Annotated in this window: 14 protein-coding genes; 11 read left to right on the plus strand and 3 right to left on the minus strand. The window is 53.8% G+C overall.

Going from position 1 to position 16,019, the window contains the following annotated elements; genetic code table 11:
- The 7 genes from VFO10_RS27755 (at window position 1) to VFO10_RS27785 (ending at window position 5,844) form a co-directional block, all read left to right on the plus strand.
- Window positions 1-456: a hypothetical protein gene (locus VFO10_RS27755; RefSeq protein WP_325145273.1), complete on the plus strand. Its 456-nt coding sequence runs from the start codon at window positions 1-3 to the stop codon at window positions 454-456.
- 3 nt (window positions 457-459) lie between these two features.
- Window positions 460-1,224: a MotE family protein gene (locus tag VFO10_RS27760; protein WP_325145274.1), complete on the plus strand. Its 765-nt coding sequence runs from the start codon at window positions 460-462 to the stop codon at window positions 1,222-1,224.
- Window positions 1,225-1,300: 76 nt separating this feature from the next.
- Window positions 1,301-2,251: a methionyl-tRNA formyltransferase gene (gene fmt, locus VFO10_RS27765; RefSeq protein WP_325145275.1), complete on the plus strand. Its 951-nt coding sequence runs from the start codon at window positions 1,301-1,303 to the stop codon at window positions 2,249-2,251.
- Window positions 2,251-2,874 carry a formyltransferase family protein gene (locus VFO10_RS27770; protein WP_325145276.1) on the plus strand — a complete coding sequence of 208 codons (624 nt, stop codon included), beginning with the start codon at window positions 2,251-2,253 and terminating at the stop codon, window positions 2,872-2,874. Before fmt ends, VFO10_RS27770 begins: the two co-directional genes overlap by 1 nt.
- Before the next feature lie 2 nt (window positions 2,875-2,876).
- Window positions 2,877-3,152 (plus strand): hypothetical protein, encoded by a 276-nt coding sequence (locus tag VFO10_RS27775; RefSeq protein ID WP_325145277.1) that lies wholly within the window; start codon window positions 2,877-2,879, stop codon window positions 3,150-3,152.
- A 7-nt stretch (window positions 3,153-3,159) separates the two neighbouring features.
- Window positions 3,160-4,173: a hypothetical protein gene (locus VFO10_RS27780; RefSeq protein ID WP_325145278.1), complete on the plus strand. Its 1,014-nt coding sequence runs from the start codon at window positions 3,160-3,162 to the stop codon at window positions 4,171-4,173.
- Between the two features lie 150 nt (window positions 4,174-4,323).
- Window positions 4,324-5,844 carry a ChaN family lipoprotein gene (locus tag VFO10_RS27785; protein WP_325145279.1) on the plus strand — a complete coding sequence of 507 codons (1,521 nt, stop codon included), beginning with the start codon at window positions 4,324-4,326 and terminating at the stop codon, window positions 5,842-5,844.
- A 5-nt stretch (window positions 5,845-5,849) separates the two neighbouring features.
- Here VFO10_RS27785 and VFO10_RS27790 read toward each other — a convergent pair whose 3' ends face one another.
- From VFO10_RS27790 to VFO10_RS27800, 3 genes are all read right to left on the minus strand, one after another.
- Complete coding sequence (locus VFO10_RS27790; RefSeq protein ID WP_325145280.1) at window positions 5,850-7,550, minus strand: methyl-accepting chemotaxis protein; 1,701 nt, start codon at window positions 7,548-7,550, stop codon at window positions 5,850-5,852.
- Between the two features lie 155 nt (window positions 7,551-7,705).
- Window positions 7,706-10,063 (minus strand): tetratricopeptide repeat protein, encoded by a 2,358-nt coding sequence (locus tag VFO10_RS27795; protein WP_325145281.1) that lies wholly within the window; start codon window positions 10,061-10,063, stop codon window positions 7,706-7,708.
- Window positions 10,064-10,120: 57 nt separating this feature from the next.
- A complete protein-coding gene (locus VFO10_RS27800) occupies window positions 10,121-10,324 on the minus strand; it encodes a flagellar FlbD family protein (RefSeq protein ID WP_325145282.1) in 204 nt (67 codons plus the stop codon).
- A gap of 121 nt (window positions 10,325-10,445) precedes the next feature.
- On the opposite strand from VFO10_RS27800, the gene prfB reads away from it, so the two are divergent.
- From prfB to VFO10_RS27820, 4 genes are all read left to right on the plus strand, one after another.
- On the plus strand, window positions 10,446-11,546 hold the full coding sequence (gene prfB / locus VFO10_RS27805) for a peptide chain release factor 2 (protein WP_349259393.1): 1,101 nt from the start codon (window positions 10,446-10,448) through the stop codon (window positions 11,544-11,546).
- Between the two features lie 461 nt (window positions 11,547-12,007).
- Window positions 12,008-14,071 carry a hypothetical protein gene (locus tag VFO10_RS27810; RefSeq protein ID WP_325145283.1) on the plus strand — a complete coding sequence of 688 codons (2,064 nt, stop codon included), beginning with the start codon at window positions 12,008-12,010 and terminating at the stop codon, window positions 14,069-14,071.
- Between the two features lie 27 nt (window positions 14,072-14,098).
- Window positions 14,099-15,208, plus strand: a complete 1,110-nt coding sequence (locus VFO10_RS27815) for a DUF444 family protein (RefSeq protein WP_349259392.1) — start codon at window positions 14,099-14,101, stop codon at window positions 15,206-15,208.
- A 2-nt stretch (window positions 15,209-15,210) separates the two neighbouring features.
- On the plus strand, window positions 15,211-16,019 hold an 809-nt coding region (locus tag VFO10_RS27820; protein WP_325145284.1), incomplete at its 3' end, for a SpoVR family protein.

Consider the following 16,019-nt stretch of genomic DNA (forward strand, 5'->3'; position numbering starts at 1 on the left):
ATGGCTGATCCGAAGCAGAAGATGAAAAAGATTCAGCCACTGATCAAGATCCGCAAACTTCAGCTGGATCAGGAGACGGCTCTGCTCAATCAGATTCAATTGAAACGTGAAGAGGCGACCCAGGCCCTGATGCAGTCCCAGCAAACGTATATCGAGGGCGTGGAGAAGCTGAATCAGGAGCGCCAGAGTTCCGAACGGAAGATGCTGTCCGCCCTGGAGCACGGCGTGGATTACGCCAAGGCACAGTGGTATCAACGCCTCATGGCTCTTCGGGCTGTGGAAGAGGAGGAGCGCCTTCAATTCCGTCAGGTCACGGAGGCCCAAAAGCGCATGAAGATGCTGGAGCACCTGGACGAACGCTATCTTGAGCAGCATATCAAGCAGATGAATGTCCAGGAACAAAAGCAGATTGATGAGTTCGCCATTTCCATGAATCGGCGCAAAGCACAGGAGTGAGCCATGTCAACCGCCGCTCATCTTTTGACCCGTTATAGTATCCCGTCCATCATCCTTCTGAAGGTGGCTGTCATCAGCTACATCATGATCGGTGATAAGAAAATGTTCAGCTTCGGTGATAAACCCCTTTGGGGCCAAACCGAGAAAGCTGCGGCGCCTCTGGATGCTCCGGCGCCCGTCATCGCCGCTGTGGATCCTGAAGAGTCGGAAGCCGTCGCGAAAAAGCGCCGCAGTTTTCTGGATGATCTTTTGAACCTGCCCAAGATCAGCACCGAGGGCATGGACAAGGATGAAGTTGGCCGCTACTTCACCATGCTGGAAAGAAAGCAGAGCCAGATTGAAAACCGCATCCATATTCTGACCACGCGGGAAGAGCAGCTCAAAAACCTGGAAAAGTCGGTCGATGAGAAGATCAAAAAACTGGAAGACGAGATGATTTTCTTCCAGCAGACCATTCAGAAGGAAAAGCAGCTGCAGGGTGAGCGCCTCGACAAACTTGTCGAATTCTATCAGAAAATGGAAGCCAAGAAGGCCGCTGCCGTCTTTGAAAAACTTGACAAGGACCTTGTGGTTTCGCTCTTCAATCGCTTTCCCCAGAAGCAGACCACGCAAATCCTCGCGCTCATGAATCCCGATCGTTCCGTGGAACTTTCGGAATACTATGGCCGCATCAAATCCGCGAAGGAATACGAACTGCTGAAGGAAATCAACGTCGCTCTGCGCGGCCAATTTGAAGAATGCAAAGGCCTGCCTAAAAACGTACCCTGAACTCTTTCCTTGTCCCCGCGCGTCGTCCGTGGCATATTTGCAGCCCATCGCATTGAAGGCGCGCGCGAGGTTACGAATGAAAATCATATTCATGGGTTCACCCGAAGAAGTTGTGAGTCCTCTGCGGACTTTAATGGATCATTGCCGCAGCGGCGCTACGGATGAACTGCTGGGCGTGGTCAGCCAGCCCGCGCGTCCAGCCGGACGCAAGCAGGTTTTGACCGATCCTCCTGTCGCTGCCTTTGCCAAGGAACAGGGACTGACGGTTTGGCAGCCGGAAAAAGCCAGCGCGGCTGATTTTCTGGACGTCCTGCGGCAGGCGGCTCCTGACGTCATCATCACCGCGGCTTACGGACAAATTCTGAGCGACAATTTCCTGAAAATCCCGAAGCGGGCCACGATCAATATCCATCCCTCGGCTCTGCCGGCCTATCGCGGCGCGACACCTGTGCCGGCAGCCCTGCTCGATGGGCTCACGGAAACAGCCGTGTCGATTCTTTTCACAGTCAAAGCCCTGGATGCCGGCAACATCATTCTCCAGGAAAAATTTGCGATTGAACCGCAGGAATACGCGGCCAGTCTCACGAGTCGCCTTTTTGCCGCGAGTGGCCCCATGCTGCTCCAGGCTCTTGATAAGCTGCGCGATCCTGACTTCACAGGCACGCCACAGGATCCCAGTGCTGTCACCTTCTGTAAGAAAATTGCGAAGACAGACGGTCAGATCAACTGGGGACAAGCTGTGGATAAACTTGTGAATGAATTTCGTGCGTATAAGCCCTGGCCCGGTTCCTTCTGCTTTTGGCAGGATGCGCGCGTTGTGATCGAAGATCTGGAACAGGCCGGAGGCGACGTTCCCCAGCTTGAACCCGGTGTCTTCCGCCTAGATCGCAAGTCCAAGGCGCTTTTGGTCGGAACCGGAACGCATCCTATCTGGATCAGGCAGCTGAAACCCGCTGGCTCCAAAACCGTGGACGCTTTGTCCTTCTGGAATGGCGCACGGCTTAAGGATGAGGGGAGATTTCACTGATGGTCTCTATCCCACGCAAACGAGTCGCATTGGCCTTATCAGGCGGTGGCCGAACTTTGAAGAATCTGATCGCCCAGGAACATACCCGGGCTTACCGTATTGCTGGGGTCATCAGCTCGCGCGAGGACTGCCCTGGGGTCGAGATCGCCCATGAGCTGGGTCTGCCGGTCTTCGTCGGAACTTTCGGTAAAAGCGCAGTGCCGACGCTGGTGGAGGACCTTCATCAATGGCTGCGTGATGAAGAGATTGATTGGATCGCGCTTGGCGGCTTTTTGAAACCTTTTCCCAGCATTCCCGGCTACGAGAATCGGGTGATCAACATTCATCCCGCCCTCCTACCGGAGTATGGTGGCAAGGGCATGTATGGGATGCATGTGCACCGCGCCGTGCATGCGAACAAGGAGACTGTGACAGGAGCCAGCATTCACTTTGTGAATGAGCATTACGATGAAGGCTCCATCATCGCTCAGATCCGGGTGCCGATCGCCGGACTTTCTGATCCCGAGGCCATTGCCTCCAAGGTCTTCAGCAGTGAATGCCGGCTTTATCCGGAAGTGCTTGATCGTTTGTGTCGAGGTTCGCTACCCTTGGCCGATGGAACCATTTTCACGATGGAGGCCTGATTATGCGAGGCGAACAACTGAACGATCAAAATTTCCTGGAAAAAGTCTATCGTTTTGAAGACCGCCAGGCCGGTGTGAGCCTGATCTTCAACCCGGATGAGAATATCTTCACCTACAATGCCTATTGTTTGGAAACCCATATCATGAAAGAATTATTCACTGTTGAGCAGGAATATCTTGAAGATGCGCTCGATCTGATCAACGCCGAATTCGGGAGTTGGGAGCTTGTTGACCTTTCTGAAAAAAGTTCGGGTTGCGGGAGTTGCGCGGCGAAATAATTCTTTCATGCCTATCTCCTGGCTTTTGGGATCTCTTCTCATCAGCCCTTCTCTTTCCGCAAAGGAGGCCGCAGCGCCTCCGCCCCAGTTGCCTCAATGCGATCTCATCTCCAAAGGCCCTGGCGTCGCTCTGCAAAACCAGGAAATCCTGCTTCACAACTTCCTGAATGAGTTCCTTGAAGCCATCCGCAAGGATGAGTGGAATAAGATCGAAGGCCTCTTTCATCCGCGTGCCAAGCGAACCAAGGATATCGGCGATAAGATGAAGGCGATCCTTCAGAATCGTTACGATGCTCCATGGCAGTTCTCGGTCTTTCGCGTCTGGCGCATCAAAACCCCGAATGCCCGCAAAGCTATCCTGGATTCCTGTCCGGATGCCAGCGGCGCTCACATCATTGCGCAGAACGGGTATGAAACGCAGTATATGGTCTGGCTGCAGATCATGGGACAGAATGAACTCGGCCGCATCATGCTCGCCGTGGCCCCTGATAAGGGCCGCATGTATGCAACCGCGCTCAGGCTCCAGCAATGGACCCAGCAGGGCGAGGATGCAGAAGTCTGGGTGCAGCGCGCGGAGGAGCGATTCAAAGCCGACCAGAAGATTGCTGCCTACATGGCCCTCGACGTCGCCCAGAAACTTCTCGCCGGTGAAGATCTTTTGATCTATCCCCGCCAGCGTCAAATCCTTGACGTTCGCAAAGGGATCATATCGCAGGCAGAGCTGGTCAAGAATGCGAACGAGAGCATGAACATCAAGACGATCGCTTATGTCGGCAGTCTTCTGACCAAGGAAGGTGTGGGCATCCTGATTCGCGAAGTCATCGACAAGCAGGAAGTCACGAGCATACTGCAGGAGCGCTGTAAAAGCCGCGCCGAAGGCCTGATCAAGATGGGCTGGATGATTCCAGGCAAGACAGGTCTGCGTTGTAATTACATTTTTCCAGGGATGGATCCGGAAAAGGATTCGCAAATGGGCGGTTTCTATTTCGCGCCCGAAGACTTAGCAAACACCAAAAAATAATATCTTTCCTCTCCACTCTTCGGACTGAGAAGGCTCCCTTCCCTGGGAGCCTTTCTTATTGTGGTAAACTATTTTTAGAGCTTCCACGCCCCATCTGAAAGTGATAAAGCCGTTTCAACGGCCTACCTATCTCCATGTTTGAGGTTCGCTGTGCCCAGCAGTGCATTGCATAAGTTACAGTCCTTTCATCAGGAACTTTATCAGCATGCGATTCAAGCGACGCAGCATATCACTTCGATGAATACAGCGGAAATTTTCGCTTATTCCCGCAACTTTCAGGCGTCGTTGCCATCGACATGGCTGCCCAGCAGCATTGATGAGGTGGCTGCGCGCATTACCGCGGCGCATATCACGCTGTTCGGTGACTTCCACACCTTGCGGCAATCCCAACGTGGATTTCTCAGGATTCTGCGCCACATTCGGAGTCGCGAACCAGGCCGTCCCCTGATGGTGGCGCTGGAAATATTCAATGCCGAAGATCAACCTGCGATCGACGAGTTCCTGGCCGGACGTTTGCCGGAAGACAAATTCCTGAAGCGCATCGACTATCATAACAAGTGGGGTTTTCCCTGGGAAAACTATCAGCCGATCGTGGCTTTCTGCGCGCAGCAAGGCATCCGCGTCTCGGGCATCAATTCGCAGTTCGACACCCCGAATCGTTTGACAAGGCGCGATGCCTTTGCGGCGAATATACTGAATGAATGGGCAGAGAAAAATCCACAGCAGCTCTGCCTTTGCCTGATTGGTGAATATCACCTGGCAGACCAGCATCTTCTGGCTCATTTAAACCCTGGCATCAAAACGGTCCGCGTGGTCAATAATATCGACGATTACGCGTTCAGCTCCAAAAAGCTGCCCACAGAGAGCACCGACTATCTGCGGCTCGCGCAGGATTTTTTCTGCGTTCTGAATACGGCGCCCTGGATCAAATGGCAGTCGCTCGCGATGTGGGAGGAGTTCCATGCGAGCTGGGATGGAACCCATGGCGATGATTTCGACCTTTATACCGAGCATCAATACGACTTCGACTATCAGCTGCTGCATATTCTGAAAGCCTTGAATCAGTTCATGGGTTTGAAGGTCAATACCAACGATCTTTCGCACTTTGACCTTTACATCAAACCTGACAAGGCCACGCGCAGCTATATCAAAGCCAAACTGAAACTCACGCGCACGGAACTTTCCGCGGCCGAGCGGCGCTGCGAATTGGATGGCTTTGCCTACTTCAGCCCCTCGGGAACTGTGCTCCTGCGTGAACCCAGCATCAATCGCTTTGCCGAAATCGCCGGCTTCTACCTTTACGATATGCTCCAGGCACCTCGGCGTGAAGGACGACTGAACTTCATGCAAAGGATTGAAAGACAGGCCTGCGGAACCCTCGCGGCTTCCATCATGAATCCAAGGCGTCCGCGCGTCTCCGAGGAAGGCGTTGACCTTCTGCGGAATCCCGAACGGATTCTGGAGGATCTGTCCCGACTTCATGAGAAAGACAAGCACCAGGACTTTGGCCTGAGCCGTCACCTCGGGGAGTATCTGGGTTCGGAAATCTTTCAGCGGCTGGCGCTGGGGGAAGGTCAGCATCTGGAGGAGAATCTGCGCCGCGTCTTCAAAAGCAATCTCCTTTCCATGCTGGAGATCTGCTCTATGGATCAGCGGCCTCAGGTCGCCTAGCTGGTTCAGAAGAGAAGGACATCGCCGCGTTCGGCGCCTTTTTGATCTTCAGCTTCCTCTTTCGTCCCGGGCTCGACTTCTTTCTTCAGCTTTTCGTCCGGCGTATCGAACACCAGGACTTCGCCTGCTTTGCTATCCTGCTTTTTCACGGACGTCGATTTCAGCTCGGTCGCGACCGGCGGATCATCGAAGGTCAATGTCGGAGGCGCCTGACGCGCTGGGGACGCCGAGCTCTTGGGCGCTGCAGACGGAACAAAGTCCTGGCCTGCCGCCATCTTCATCGGACGCTCATTCATACTGTCCGTGCTCAGCATACTGAGCTTGGTGACCATTTCCTCGGCCAGATTCGAAATCTGCCGGATCGGAACCACGGCCGCTTCGATTTCCTGCCGCGTAATATCCTGGAACTGCAGACTGAGAATAATCTGGTCGATGTTATGCGCCACGCTCTGGGAGCTGATGACCGACGAGTCGACCAGCTTCGAGAACACGGCTGTGGATTCGCGCGCGGTCTGAAGCAGTGACTTCACCGCTTTATCCACGCTATCCTTCTTGCTTTCCGTCTTGCTTCTGTTATCGATCAAGGATTTGGAAATGGCCTCGATCGAATCGTTCACCTTGCCGACGATCTGGGTGATGTCGTTGGACGCCTGATTGGTCCGATCCGACAGCTTCCTGACTTCCTCGGCAACCACCGAGAAGCCCCGACCATGCTCGCCGGCACGCGCAGCTTCGATCGCCGCGTTCAACGCGAGCAGGTTGGTCTGATCCGAGATGTACTGGATATCTTCGGTGATCTTGTTGATGGTCGCGGTGTTTTCCAGGATGGCCTGGATCGACTGCGAGAAGTGCAGATTGAGTTTGCCGTTTTCATCCAGCATGTCCGTCATTTCCTGAAGCAGTTTCAGTGCGACGGAAATCACGCCGGACAGCGAAAGTTTTTCCTCATCATCGCTTTTGCCGAGGCTGCCCGAGAATTGCTTATTGATCTCGTTGGATTCAGCCAGGTGCTCCTGGGCTTTTTCATAAATGGAACGAACCTTGTCACCGATCTCGATGGCCGAGGTTTCCGTGTGTTCGATGACGGCGGACATCTGCTTTTGAATCGTGGGCACGAGACCGAGGATATGCCGCAGAAGTTTTTCCTGGGCCGCAAGATGCTCGTCACGCTCCGAGAGATGCGACTGAAGCTGGCGGATTCTCTCGTTCTGCTTCACGGCCTCATCATTATTGCCGGGCTTACTGAGACGCTCGCGGTGGCCTTCGATCTCGACTTTCAGATCATTCAACTGGACGCGAATATTGGCAAGGTCGGAGTTGCGTTCGCCGAGCTGCACGCGCAGGCGGTTGTTTTCAATCTCCAGCTCTTTGAGCGCCGTCTCCAGTCCGCTCTTGTCCAGCGAATGCTTTTTGTCGAGGTTATTCTTCAGAAGAACGAGCTTCTTTTCGGCAATGCGATCCACCTTGTCGGTGGCCGTTTGCAGCTCCAGATGCAGCCTTTGGATTTCGTCGGCATCGCCTTCGTCTTTCTCAGGCGCAGCGTCCTTGGTGCTGAAGGCCTGGAACACGACAAACGCCCAGAGCACAGCGGCCAGGAGCGGCACGACGAAGCCTTGAAATTCGATCACGGAAGAAAACCCTATCGCTGCTGCGGGCAGTGTGGCCAGCGCGGCTACAACCAGGGGATCTTTGAAAAACCTCGACATAACATCATCCCTTCGCTCGTAACGAAAAAGAGCCGAGTTCAGTAAGTTCATCGGTCGCTCAGGTTAATTCTTGAATTCTTTCCAAGGCTTGGATGGGAGCGTGGGCGGCGGCTGGGTCAAGATCACAGGACTTTTGTCGGACTTTTTGCGAATGATCAATTCTGCCAAAGGTTTTCCAACTCGGTGGGCTGCACCCGGAGGCGACTCTGCGCATAGCGAACCTCGGGGATTTCTGCACCGCCTTTGGTGGTCAGGAGCTTCCAAAGCGCGACGGCCGATTCCTTATCACCCTGGGCGTTCGACTCCTCCGCAACGTGCCAGATGATGGAGGCCGTCATCGCATTGAAGGGAATATAATCGCGTTTCAGATAACGCTGCGCCAGCTCGCTGATGGCGCCCTTGTTCATATCGAGTTCCAGTTCCATCAGGGAATAGGCGCAGTTGGTTTCAAAACGCAGAAGGTCTTTCAGGCTGCCATCAATAAAGCGCGTGGCAGTGCGCTGCACGGCCATCCGCTCCCGCAGGCGATCATGGGTTTGAATCTTCTGCAGCATCGGATAGACGATATCACAGCCGATCGACACGTCGTCCTCCACCCACTTCAGGCCCAGAGCCAGGATCCAGGGATAGTGCTCAAAGCCCTGCTTATGATTGATGATTCGATGCAGGTAAAGGCGGACGCGATCCTCGAGCGGGATATACATATCGAGCTTTTCGAGCTCCAGGGCCAGCTCACGATTGCGCTGCACCCAATGATCCTTATCCTTGCCCTCGGTTTGATCGACCAGCTCCACCAGCACCGAAGCGAGCTGCAAAAGACCCAGTTCGTTCATGCGGCTCTTTTCGAAAACGGGCAGAAACTCCTTGGCTTTTCCGGCCTGATTGATCTCGGCATAGGCTGCGAAGAGCCGCGTCGCGAGTTTCTCGTTGACCTCGGGAAACAGATAGGACCGGGTTTTTTCGAAGAATTGCACGGCACCAAAGATGTCCCCGGCTTTGAAGTAATCTTCGATCTTGCGGGACTGAACTTCGCGCACAGGCTCGACCAGCTTCTGCAGAAAAGCCGAATTGGGATAATTCTGCGCGAAGGCCCGCACGCGCTCGACCATTTCCGGCGTGCGTTCGTGCTGGGCATACGAGGCCGTTTCACAGGTCCAGGCCATTTCCTGGGCCGGAGGCGGGATCACATCCGCCTGGCCTTTGAGTTCCTGAAGCAGCTTACGAGCATGAAGGATGTTGTTGCCTTCGTATTCGGGAAGCTCCAGACAGGCGAGGCGAATCCTCGCGAAGTTAGCTGTGACGTGCCCACGAAATTCCTGTCCATGCTGAAAGTAGCTGAGACGGGCCTTTTCATAGTTCTTGGTGGCCAGCCAGGTATCGGCGATCCTGAGGCTGGCCAGGGCCTGCATATTGGTATCAAGATCCTCCACAGCCTGCGGCAAGCCAGCTGCCTGCAGCGCATACTGCATGGTCTTGCGCGCTTCTTCGAAACGGCCCAGCCAGAAAAGGGATTCCCCGCGCAGGATATACTGCGAAGGACGGATCTGATTCAGCTCGCGATCTATTTTGTTGGCCGCTGCGTAGACCTCTTCAGCCAGCTCAAAGTTGTTCAGATCATAATAGATATCACCGATGCGCGCGAAGATCGCAGCGGATGAAGCCGTATCCTCGTCCTGGCGCAGAGTCAGATCCAGTTCCTGCACAGCTTCCAGATAGGAGCGATTGCGGATATGCACCTCGGCCATCATGCGGCGCAGATCACGGCGGTATTCCTTGCGCCCGGTTCTGCGCAGAAAGTCGAGTCCATTCGCCACCGATCCCGAGACTCCGGCCCAGCGCTCATAATTGAAGTAAATAACGGATTGATTGTAGTAAGCCCGCGGGGAAACCCTTTCCAAAAGACCGTCGGGCAGATCCTTCTTGCGATCAAAAGCCCAGGCGAGGAAGGTCGTGGCATTCACAAAATCCTGCCGAACTTCCGGTACATCATACTTTTTGCCATTGGCCTTCCACTTCAGCCAGCCCTGATAGAGGAAGGACTGGGCAATGAAATAATCCGCCCGTCGGTGCGCTTCGTACTTGCGGCCATAGCGTGCGCGGCCGCTGAGCCAGGTCTTGCGGGCCTCATCGACATTGCCTTCCAGAAAGAGGACGCGGCCCCGGTTCATATGCTGATAGGCGCGTCCTTCCCCGGTCGTGGCCGGAAAATCCGCGCGCATGGCTTCGCTGTCAAATTCGGGGTTCATATCCAGATCAAAGCTGACCTTGGGCAGGGTCGAGGGATAACGCCAGAAAACTTCGGAGCTGTTCGACCGGGTTTCCTCTTTTTGCTCAAAGTCACCGACGAACATGAAATTTTTGATGATGCTGTCGGCCGAGCGTTCATAAATCTCGGATTTGGGGTCCTCTTTGGGGACCGGCGCGGGTTTGGGTGCTTTGCGCGCGAATGCGATCCCGCCGGCAAGCCCGAGGCCTGACAGGAGGAGGAGCGCTTTTTTAAGGGAAAGACCCAAATCCCTGCTTCCTTGTTCTGAAGGTTGCAGGACTGGTCGGCAGAAAATGCCGCAGACTCAAGGGGCCGTCGTCGCGGACTGGCGAAATACGGCAGCCTGGTATTCCACTACGGCTTGGGAAATGGCATCGAGAGACTCCTGCACCATCAAAGACTCACCGTTGGTAAAAAAAATGATGGTGTCCGGAACTGACTCGATATATTTGACGGTTTCCAGATTGATAAGGATTTTTTGCTGATCCAGCTTGGTCAGAAGTATCATCGCGGGTCCTTTCGCGGCAGGCTGGCTATGGCGGTCGTCTTGCAGTTATGGTAGTTTCGTCGGTCTTCGACCGTCAAGCTCCCCTATTTGGAGAATCCTTATATGCAATTAGACGTTCTCAATTCCCGCGCCAAAGAAGCAGCTACCAAGTACGATCGCGTGTGGAGGTTTCTTTGACGTCCCTAGCAAGCAATCCCAGCTGCAGGACATCGAAGCTGAAATAGAAGCCCGTCCCGACTTTTGGTCCAACCCCACTGTCTCGGCTCCCATCCTGAAGAAAAAACGCGCTTTGGAATTGGCTGTCAATCGGGCGAAAGTCCTGACGGCAACGCGCGACGATCTGAAGGCCGCTCTCGAATTGGCGGAAGAAGCCGGTGATGAAGAATATCTTCAGGAATCCGTACGCCTTCTCGAACTGCTTGAGAAAGAGCTGCAGGCCCTGGAAATCCAGAGTCTGCTCGGCGGTGAAGTCGATGGCAACGATGCAATTTTGACGATCAACTCGGGCGCCGGTGGGACCGAATCCTGTGACTGGGCGTCCATGCTGTTTCGGATGTACCTGCGCTATGCCGAACGCAAAGGCTGGGAAACCGAGATCCACGACGTTCAGGACGGCGACGAGGCAGGCATCAAGAGTGCGACGATCGAGGTGCGCGGACCTTACGCGTTTGGTCTTCTGAAAGCGGAATCGGGTGTGCATCGTTTGGTACGGATCAGTCCTTACGACTCCAACGCAAGACGCCATACCTCTTTTGCATCGGTCTATGTTTCGCCGATTGTTGATGACAATATTGAGATCACGATCGCGGACTCGGATCTTAAAGTCGATACCTATCGCGCATCCGGTGCCGGTGGTCAGCACGTAAACCGTACGGATTCTGCTGTCCGCATCACGCACATGCCATCAGGTATTGTCGTGGCCTGTCAGACGCAAAGATCGCAGCATCAAAACCGCGATCAGGCCATGAAAATCCTGAAGTCACGCCTCTACGAACGCGAACTGGAAGCCCGCAAAGCCGCGCAAGCCGTGGTTGAAGGCAACAAGAGCGATGTGTCGTTCGGCAGTCAGATTCGTTCCTATGTTCTGCATCCCTATAAACTTGTTAAGGATCATCGAACCGATCATGAATCCTTTGCTCCTGATGAAGTGCTCGATGGTTCCATCGACACCTTTATCAACGAGTATTTGGGGCAGCAGTACAAAACGCCTGCGGGTGAGTGAGCGGCAGCAGTCGACAGTCCACGCAGCACAAAGCGCGTCCGTCGACGGCAACGGGGGTCGCGCAACACCCACGTCACCCCCGAAGCTCACTCCGTCACCCCCGAAGCTCACTCCGTCACCCCCCGCAACGTGGGGGGCTGCATTTCCAGGCTTTTCCACCTTTTTTTTAATTTTTTCCAATTTTATCAAGTTCTCATGAGAACAGGTCCATACTTTCCCTCAGGAGTGTATGCAAGATAGCATTCTTCCAAAACATTTTTTGACTTACCCTATTTTCCCCGATATTCTTATATAAGAAAGCGGGACACCCACTCATTAAGCAGCAAAAATTAGATGGATGGCAGAAGGTGATCGAACAAGGCGCTTCAAAAAGTTGCCAGATGCTTCGGTTTATGCTTCCGTTATCTATCAGGACCTATGATTAGGGCAGCGACATCGTTCACTACCAGCGAGGGGCTAGCATGGATGCCAGCAAGATCATCAGCGCCATCACAGAACATGAATTTCATGATCAGTACAAGCAACTGCACTGGACGGGAAGCCTCAAAGAGTATTTGAACATGGTCATTGAGCGCCCAGCCATCGCCCGCACCGCTTTCCAACGCGTGTACGATATGATTGCCGGCTACGGTTATGAAACTTACAACGAGTACAAAAAAGAACTGTATCACTGGAAATTCTTCGATGACCCTTTTGAAAACGGCCGCGATGCCGTCTTCGGTCTCGACATTCACCTGAACAAACTAGTGAATGTGTTCAAGGCCGGCGCGCAGAAATACGGCCCTGAAAAACGCGTGATCCTTCTGCACGGGCCGGTTGGCTCGGCGAAATCCACCATCGCTCGCCTTTTGAAAAAAGGGCTGCAGCAGTATTCACGGACTGACGCAGGTGCGCTTTACACCTATTCGTGGATCGGCCTCGGCGATGTGCTCGGTATGGAAGACACCATGCCCTGCCCCATGCACGAAGAGCCGCTGCACGTCATTCCCATGGAACGCCGCCGCGCGGTGCTCGAGATCCTGAATAAAAACCGCGATCGCGCCGAAGCCGTGCACATCGAAGGCGATCTCTGCCCAGCCTGTCGCTTTGTCTATAACAAGCTGATGGAGCGCTACAACGGTGACTGGGAAAAGATGGTCAACAAGCACATCCAGGTTCGCCGCATGATTCTGTCGGAACAGGATCGTATCGGTATAGGTACGTTCCAGCCCAAGGATGAGAAGAACCAGGACTCAACCGAATTGACCGGTGATATCAACTACCGGAAGATCGCACAGTATGGTTCCGACTCCGATCCTCGCGCCTTTAACTTTGACGGTGAATTCAACGTCGCCAACCGCGGCATCATCGAGTTCGTCGAAGTTCTGAAGCTCGACGTGGCCTTCCTTTATGACCTTCTGACAGCAAGTCAGGAGCACAAGATCAAACCCAAGAAATTTGCGCAGACGGATATCGACGAGGTGATCATCGGTCACACCAACGAACCGGAATACCGCAAACTTCAAAGCAACGAGTTCATGGAAGCTCTCCGTGACCGTACTGTGAAAATCGACGTTCCTTACATCACGCGTCTGAATCGCGAAGTGGAAATCTACCGCAAGGACTTCAATGCCAAGACGGTACCGCATATCCATATCGCGCCGCACACGCTGGAAATGGCGTCGATGTGGTCGATTCTGACTCGTCTGGAAGAGCCGAAGAAGGCCAACCTTACGATCATGCAGAAGCTGAAGCTGTATAACGGCAAATCCATCCCAGGCTTTACCGAAGACAACGTCAAGGAACTGCGCAAGGAAACGACCCGTGAAGGCATGGACGGCATCAGTCCACGCTATATCCAGGATAAGATTTCGAACGCTCTGGTCGTGGACAAAGGCAACGGCTGCCTGAACCCCTTCATCATTCTGAATGAAATGGAGTCGGGTCTGAAAACCCACTCGCTGATCAAGGATGAAGAGACCCGCAAGCGTTACCGCGAGCTTTTGGCTCTGGTTAAGATGGAATACGAAGACATCGTGAAGCACGAAGTGCAGCGTGCGATCTCGGCTGATGAAAGTGCCATAGATAAACTCTGCGGCAACTACATCGACAACGTGAAAGCCTTCACCCAGAAGGAAAAAGTCAAGAATCCATACACGGGTGAAGCGGAAGAGCCTGATGAGCGCCTGATGCGTTCGATCGAAGAGAAGATCGACATCCCCGATTCCCGCAAGGACGATTTCCGTCGTGAAATCATGAACTACATCGGGGCCCTGGCTCTCGAAGGACGCGCCTTTGACTTCCGTACGAACGAGCGTCTGCACAAAGCCCTTGAGCTGAAACTGTTTGAAGACCAGAAAGACACGATCAAGCTCACCAGCCTCGTGTCCAACGTGGTCGACAAGGAAGCTCAGGCGAAGATTGATGTGGTCAAAAACCGTCTGATCAAGAACTACGGCTACTGCGAGATCTGCGCAACCGACGCTCTGGGCTTCGTGGCCAGCGTGTTCGCGCGCGGTGATGTGGTGAAGAAAGATAAGAAATAAGACCTAAGCCGGAGATGGGGGTGATTTTTGGCCATGAAAATGGAATCGGATCTCAACCGGTTCAGAAAAATCGTCCGTGGCAAGATTAAAAAAGAACTCCGGCGTTTCATTTCCAGTGGCGACCTTGTCGGTCGCCAGGGAAATAAACGCATTACCATCCCTCTTCCTCGCATCGACATTCCTCATTTCAGCTTCGGCAATCGGGAAAAAGGTGGAGTCGGTCAGGGGGATGGCGAAGTTGGTGATACAGTAGGCCAGGGTCAACCGCAGCCGGGTCAAGGCCAGGCTGGGGAAGGCGAAGGCCAGCATAGCCTGGAAGTGGATGTGACGCTGGAAGAACTCGCTCAGATCCTGGGCGAGGAGCTGGCGCTTCCTAATATCCAAAGCAAGGGCAAGGAAAACATCGAGGACAAGAAGTACAAGTACTCGGGCATCCTGAAGAAGGGTCCTGAGTCTTTGCGTCACTTCAAGAGAACGTTCAAGGAGGCGCTGCGCCGCAGCATTTCCAGCGGTGATTATGATCCGGATAATCCGGTCATCATCCCGGTCAAGGACGACAAGCGTTTCCGTTCCTATCGCATCACGCATGAAAAAGTCGCCAATGCGGTCATCATCTATATGATGGACGTATCCGGCTCGATGGGTGATGAGCAGAAGGAAATCGTCCGTCTGACCGCGTTCTGGCTCGATACCTGGCTGAGCACGCAGTACAACGGCCTCGAACGCCGTTACATCATCCACGACGCCACCGCGCGGGAAGTGGATTCGGATACCTTCTACAAGACCAAGGAATCGGGCGGTACCCTGATCAGTTCGGCCTATAAACTGGCTCTGAAATTGATCGAGGACGGCTTCAATCCTCATGAATGGAACATCTACCTGTTCCACTTCTCGGATGGTGACAACTGGTCGGGCAACGATACCGCGGATTGTATGAAGATCCTCGAATCGAGTCTTTTGCCGGTTTCCAACATGTTCTGTTACGGTCAGGTGGAATCCCGCTATGGATCGGGCCAGTTCCTCCGCGATCTGCACAAACACTTCGGGGAAGCCAACGAAGGCATCACGACCTGTCAGATCAAAGACCGTGACGCGATCATGGATGCACTCAAGATCTTTTTAGGCAAGGGGAGGTAAGCATGGTCTACAACACCCAACTGACTCCCGAGCTGCGTGACCTGGCCGCTTCCATTCAGGAAGCCGCGAAGCGCGCAGGCCTGGATTTCTTTGAAACGATTTTTGAACTGGTTGACTACAAGCAGCTGAACGAAATCGCCGCCTATGGCGGCTTCCCCACCCGCTATCCGCACTGGCGCTTTGGGATGGACTACGAGCGTCTGTCCAAGAGCTACACCTACGGTCTGTCGGTGATCTATGAAATGGTGATCAATAACGATCCGTGCTACGCCTACCTTCTGCGCGCCAATAACATGGTTTCGCAGAAGACGGTGATCGCGCACGTTTTCGGTCACTGTGATTTCTTCAAGAACAACTACTGGTTCAGCAAAACCAATCGGAAGATGCTGGATCAGATGGCCAACCATGCCTCGGTGATCCGCCGCTTCATCGAAGACGTCGGTCATGACGAGGTCGAAGATTACATTGACTGCTGTCTGTCGCTGGAAAACCTCATTGATATCTATGCACCCTTCAATCAGCCCGCGCGGAACGTGACGCCAGCCAATTACGAAGATGAGACCGAGCACTATCGTGGCGAGCCCGTGCATAAGCTCACGTCCAGTAGAAAATACATGGACAGCTACATCAACCCGAACGAGTTTCTGGAAGGCCAGAAAGCCAAGAATGAAGAGAAGGCCAAGCGCAAAAAGAATTTCCCGGAACATCCCGAGCGCGATGTCCTGAAATTCCTTTTGGAATACGCGCCTCTCAACAGCTGGCAAAAGCGGGTTCTCGGCATTATCCGGGATGAGTCCTATTACTTCGCGCC

The sequence above is a fragment of the Oligoflexus sp. genome (assembly GCF_035712445.1).
Classification (GTDB): Bacteria; Bdellovibrionota_B; Oligoflexia; order Oligoflexales; family Oligoflexaceae; genus Oligoflexus.